The 4,399-nt window shown below is 70.8% G+C and carries 4 protein-coding genes and 1 pseudogene; 4 read left to right on the top strand and 1 reads right to left on the bottom strand.

Going from position 1 to position 4,399, the window contains the following annotated elements; all coding sequences use genetic code 11:
* Nucleotides 1-499 (bottom strand): annotated as a pseudogene (locus VF794_RS28960) (hypothetical protein); the annotation flags it as partial.
* Between the two features lie 236 nt (nt 500-735).
* Here VF794_RS28960 and VF794_RS28955 point away from each other — a divergent pair.
* The 4 genes from VF794_RS28955 to VF794_RS28940 form a co-directional block, all read left to right on the top strand.
* Nucleotides 736-2,091: a hypothetical protein gene (locus VF794_RS28955; protein ID WP_331115958.1), complete on the top strand. Its 1,356-nt coding sequence runs from the start codon at nt 736-738 to the stop codon at nt 2,089-2,091.
* A complete protein-coding gene (locus VF794_RS28950; RefSeq protein ID WP_331115956.1) occupies nt 2,088-2,705 on the top strand; it encodes a hypothetical protein in 618 nt (205 codons plus the stop codon). The genes VF794_RS28955 and VF794_RS28950 overlap by 4 nt, the downstream gene beginning before the upstream one ends.
* A complete protein-coding gene (locus VF794_RS28945) occupies nt 2,702-3,919 on the top strand; it encodes a hypothetical protein (protein WP_331115954.1) in 1,218 nt (405 codons plus the stop codon). The genes VF794_RS28950 and VF794_RS28945 overlap by 4 nt, the downstream gene beginning before the upstream one ends.
* A partial coding sequence (locus VF794_RS28940) for a cytochrome C oxidase Cbb3 (protein ID WP_331115952.1) occupies nt 3,916-4,399 on the top strand: 484 nt, incomplete at its 3' end. The genes VF794_RS28945 and VF794_RS28940, both read left to right, overlap by 4 nt.

The following is a 4,399-nucleotide window of genomic DNA, read 5'->3' as shown; positions in this document are numbered from 1 at the left end:
CGCGGGGCCGCCACTTCTCCGCCAGGAAGGTCCCCATGCCCGTGCGCTGGCCATTGCGGCAGCTGCTGTAACACCCGTACAGCCGCTCGCCCTCGACGCGGCAGCCCACGATGGAGTTGCGCACGGTGTTCGTCTGAGATGTCTGCTGCGTGCTCGACAGGTAGAAGACCTCCGGCTCCACCCGCCGCTGCGTCGGCATTCTTCCCCGGTAGGAGTCGAGGCTGCCGTCCCCCGAGATGCGGAAGGCGCTCGCGTTGATGGAGGGCGAGGAGCTGTCGCTTCGGTACACCAGGGTGTAGATGCCATCGCGTGGCAGGTTGCCCAACGAGGCCTTGTCGCATCCGGTCAGGTCGAAGGACTCGAGGTCCCCGCAAGAGGCCTCCGTGGAAGCGGGCACCTTGCACGCCGCATAACGGCCCGGGTCCGTCCAGTCCCCCTGGGCATCCGTCGTGACCGGAGGAGGAGACACCTCCTCGGGACGGCACGCCAGCAGCGACATTCCCCCGACAAGAAAGACTGTACGGACCCCACGCGTCCAACTCATAGGTGCGTTCCCCTTGGTGACTCGGAAGGGCCACCATAGCGCCACCGCGTTACCGTACTCGCGCCCGGCCCCGGCGCATGCCCGGAGAACGGGCGGGCAGCGGACACATCTCGGCCACCCCACCACTCGCGCTGGTATACCGGGCCTCTCGCGACGTTTATCGTGCGGACTCCGCACCCGGAGTAACGCTCATGAAACTCCTGACCTCGCTCAGCTGGTTGGTGCTGGCCCACGCGGGTTTCCCCGACACCACCCACGTCACCGTCCGCCGCGACCACCCCGAGGACCTCTTCGCCGGAGCCACCTTCGGCGCCATCATCTCCCGTGACAGCGGCAAGAACTGGAATTGGATCTGCCCCCAGGGAATGGGCTACGGCGGGTGGTTCCCCGAGTCCTTCCTGTGGCAGCCCAATGGCGACCTCCTCGCCGCCACCGGCAACGCGCTGATCCGCTCGCGCGATGGCGGCTGCACCTGGGAGGCGCACAGCTACTTCTCCTCCCAGGGACTGTGGCCCGTGAGGCTCGTGTCGCCCGCGTCCACGCCCTCGCGCGTGTGGGTGGTGACGTCCCGCTCCGCCGCGCCCAATGGCCTCTACCGCAGCGACGACGGCGGCGACACCTTCACCGCCATCGCGCAACTCCAGCGTTCGGACGGCGGCGTCTACTACGGCGTGCAGGTGGCCCCGTCGGACACGCGGCGCATCTACGTCACGGGGCAGACGCCCGCGACGGGGTTGAGCCTCTCGCGCAGCGACGACGAGGGCGCCACCTGGACGAACATCCCCCATCCCTTCACCGAGTACTGGGGCACCTCCTCGCGGCCCTATGACTTCGTCGTCCTGAAGGTCGCCCCCAACGACCCGGACCATCTCTGGGCGCGTGTCACCGCGCTCGGGTGGACGTACGTGCTGGAGAGCAAGGACGGAGGCCACACCTTCCAGTCCATCGTCCGCCCCCCGGGTCAGACGCGCGACGGCCTCGACGAGTACATCATCGGCATCGAGGTCTCCGCCGACGGCAACACGCTCTGGGTCGCCACCCCCACGCGCCTCTTCCGCTCGCGCAACGGGGAGCCCGCCGTCCTGCTGTCCCTCCCCACGGGCAATGCCTGCGTGGAGCGCCAGCCCAACAACGACCTGCTCGTCTGCGGCGCCGACCGGGAGCACAACTGGATCCTCGCGCGCACCCAGGACCAGGGCGAGACCTATACGCCCTTCCTCTCCCTCGCCGACATCCAGCCCCCCGCGTGCCCCGCGGGCACCCCGGTCCACTCCTTCTGCCGCTCGCTCTGGCCGCAGTTCGCCGCCTCCATCGGCGCCGACCCCACCCTGCCCGGGGATGGCACGGATGGCGGCACGACGGAGCCGGACCCGGAGCCGGACCCGGTGGACGCGGGGACGTCGGAGGAGCCGGTGCCACCCGCTCCTCCCCCCCCCAAGGCCGATGGGTGCTCGACCACGGGAGGCCTCGTGCCCGCGGCCTGGCTGCTCGCCCTCACCCCCCTCCGCCGCTTCCGGCGGCGCTCACTGGAGACCCAACGCACATGAACCCGAGACACTTGAGCTTCGCTTGCGTGGCCGTCCTCTCCCTGGCCGCGTCCGCGTGCGACTCGAACTCCTCCGAGTGCGGAGAGCCCGTCTACGTCGGCAGGGCCACCGACGAGGCCTGGCGCGCCCTCGTGGACGCGAAGCAGCGCCCCGCCGACTCCTCCCTCGCCGTCACCCTCGTCTCCCCCAGCGAGGGCCAGTTGTACGCGACCGAGGCCGCTCCGCCCCGCTGGGAGTGGACCTCGCCCCTGCGCGCCTCGCTCGACCGGCCCCGTTCCGGCGCGCTCGCGCTGGCCCCCCCGCCCCGCTCCTCCCGCTCCTTCACCGCGTGGCTCGGCGAGCTGCTCCTCCCCACCGCCCACGCGCACGGGACCCCGTTCACCGGGGACATCTATTGGGTGGAGGTCTCCACTCCCGGGAGCAAGTGCCCCGTGGCCCAGGTGCTGACCCCGGACCTGTCCTGGCAGCTCGACGCCAACACGTGGGCCGAGCTGGGCAAGAACGGCAACGCCTTCTCCCTCCAGGTAACGAGCGCCTACCTCCAGGAAAACCGCGTCACCGAGGGCCCCTACACCCTCCCCACGCCGCGCACCTTCCGACGGGGGGCGCGGTGAGACGCCACCTGCTCGCGCTGCTCGCCCCGCTCGCGCTCGGGGCGTGCACCGGTACCGAGGTGCCGGAGCTCGACTACTCCATCGACCAGCCGTGGCCCGCGGGCCGGGAGCTGCCTGCGCTGGGCGGCGGGCGCATCGTCGTCACCAACAGCTATGAAGACACCGTGAGCCTGCTGGAGCTGGACTCGCTGGGCTCGCCCGGCTGGGGTGAGCTGGCGCGCGTGCCCGTGGGCCTCAACCCCGTGGAGCTGGAGGGGCCCCACCACGCCGCCTTCTCCCCGCGCGGCGACTACTACTACGTGGGCCTCTCCTACTCCGTGCCCGGCGCCGGCTCGGGTCCGCACGGCTCGCATGGCACCGGCACCCAGGATGGCTACTGCCTCAAGCTGGACGTCAGGGACAACCGCCTGGTGGGCTCGGTGCGCGTGGACCGCAACCCGGGAGACCTCGTCATCAGCGCGGACGGACGCACGCTCTACCAGACGCACTTCGACCTGCTCAAAGTCCAGGAGGTGGCGAATCGCAACGGCCCCCCGAGTGACATGGACGCGCGCCTGGCCATCCTCGACGCGGAGACGATGACGCGCAAGGCGATGGTGACGGTGTGCCCGGCCCCTCATGCGGTGCGCCTCTCCCCGGACGAGAAGCGCGCCTACGTGGCCTGCTTCTCCGACGAGGTGGCCGTGGTGCGGTTGGATGCCCCGGGCTACCCCGTCACCCGCATCAAGGTCCCCAACGCGGGCACCGTCACGTCCCCCAAGCATGGGCCCTACGCGCTCACCGTGTCCCCCACGGACGGCTCGGTGTGGGTGGCCTCGCTCAACAGCCACGTGGTGCACGTCCTGGATCCGGACTCGCTCACCATGCGGCCCGAGCGCGGCGTGTACGGCCTCGCCGGCTCGCCCATGTTCGCCACCTTCAGCCCGGACGGCCGCACGCTCTACCAGCCCTACCAGAAGCTGGACGCGGTGGCCGTCATCGACGCCGCCACCTCCACGGTGAAGCAGGAGCTTCCACTCTCGCCCTCGGGCTGCGTCAACGTGCACCAAGTGGAGCTCACGCCCGACGGCCAGCACCTGCTCGCCGTGTGCGAGGGCGACCACCAGGGCCCCGGCACGCTGCACGTGGTGGAGCTGGCCACGTCCTCGGTGGTGAAGACGGTGAGGCTGGGAATCTTCCCGGACTCGGTGGGCATCCTGCGGAGGAAGCCATGAAGCGGTGGTGGTGGGGAGCGGCGCTGCTCGGGGTGGGCTGCGGCCCGACACCCGCGGCGGAGTATGGCGAGGAGCTGTTCCGCGAGCCGACGCTGTCGGCGAGCCAGTACAACACCTTCTCGTGCGCCACGTGCCACGCGACGACGGCCTCGCCCGAGCCCGGCAAGGTGTACGCGGGGCTCTCGCTCTACAACTCGGCCTTCCGTCCGAGCTGGTGGGGCGGCTACGAGACGCGCCTGCTGGACGCGGTGAACTTCTGCTACACGTCCTTCATGCGCGGCGTCACCCCGCTCGCGCCGGAGGACCCGAAGAGCCGCGCCCTCTACGAGTACCTCGTGAGCATCAGCCCGGACGCCCAGGCCCCGGCGCAGCCCTTCACCCTCGTCAAGGACGTCACCGACGTGCCCCCGGGCAGCACCCGCGAGGGCGAGCGCGTGTACAGGGCCGCGTGCCAGGACTGCCACGGAGAGCCGCACACCG

The organism is Archangium sp. (genome assembly GCF_036389735.1).
In the GTDB taxonomy this organism is placed as follows: domain Bacteria; phylum Myxococcota; class Myxococcia; order Myxococcales; family Myxococcaceae; genus Archangium.
This window is presented reverse-complemented; position numbering and strand designations above follow the sequence as displayed.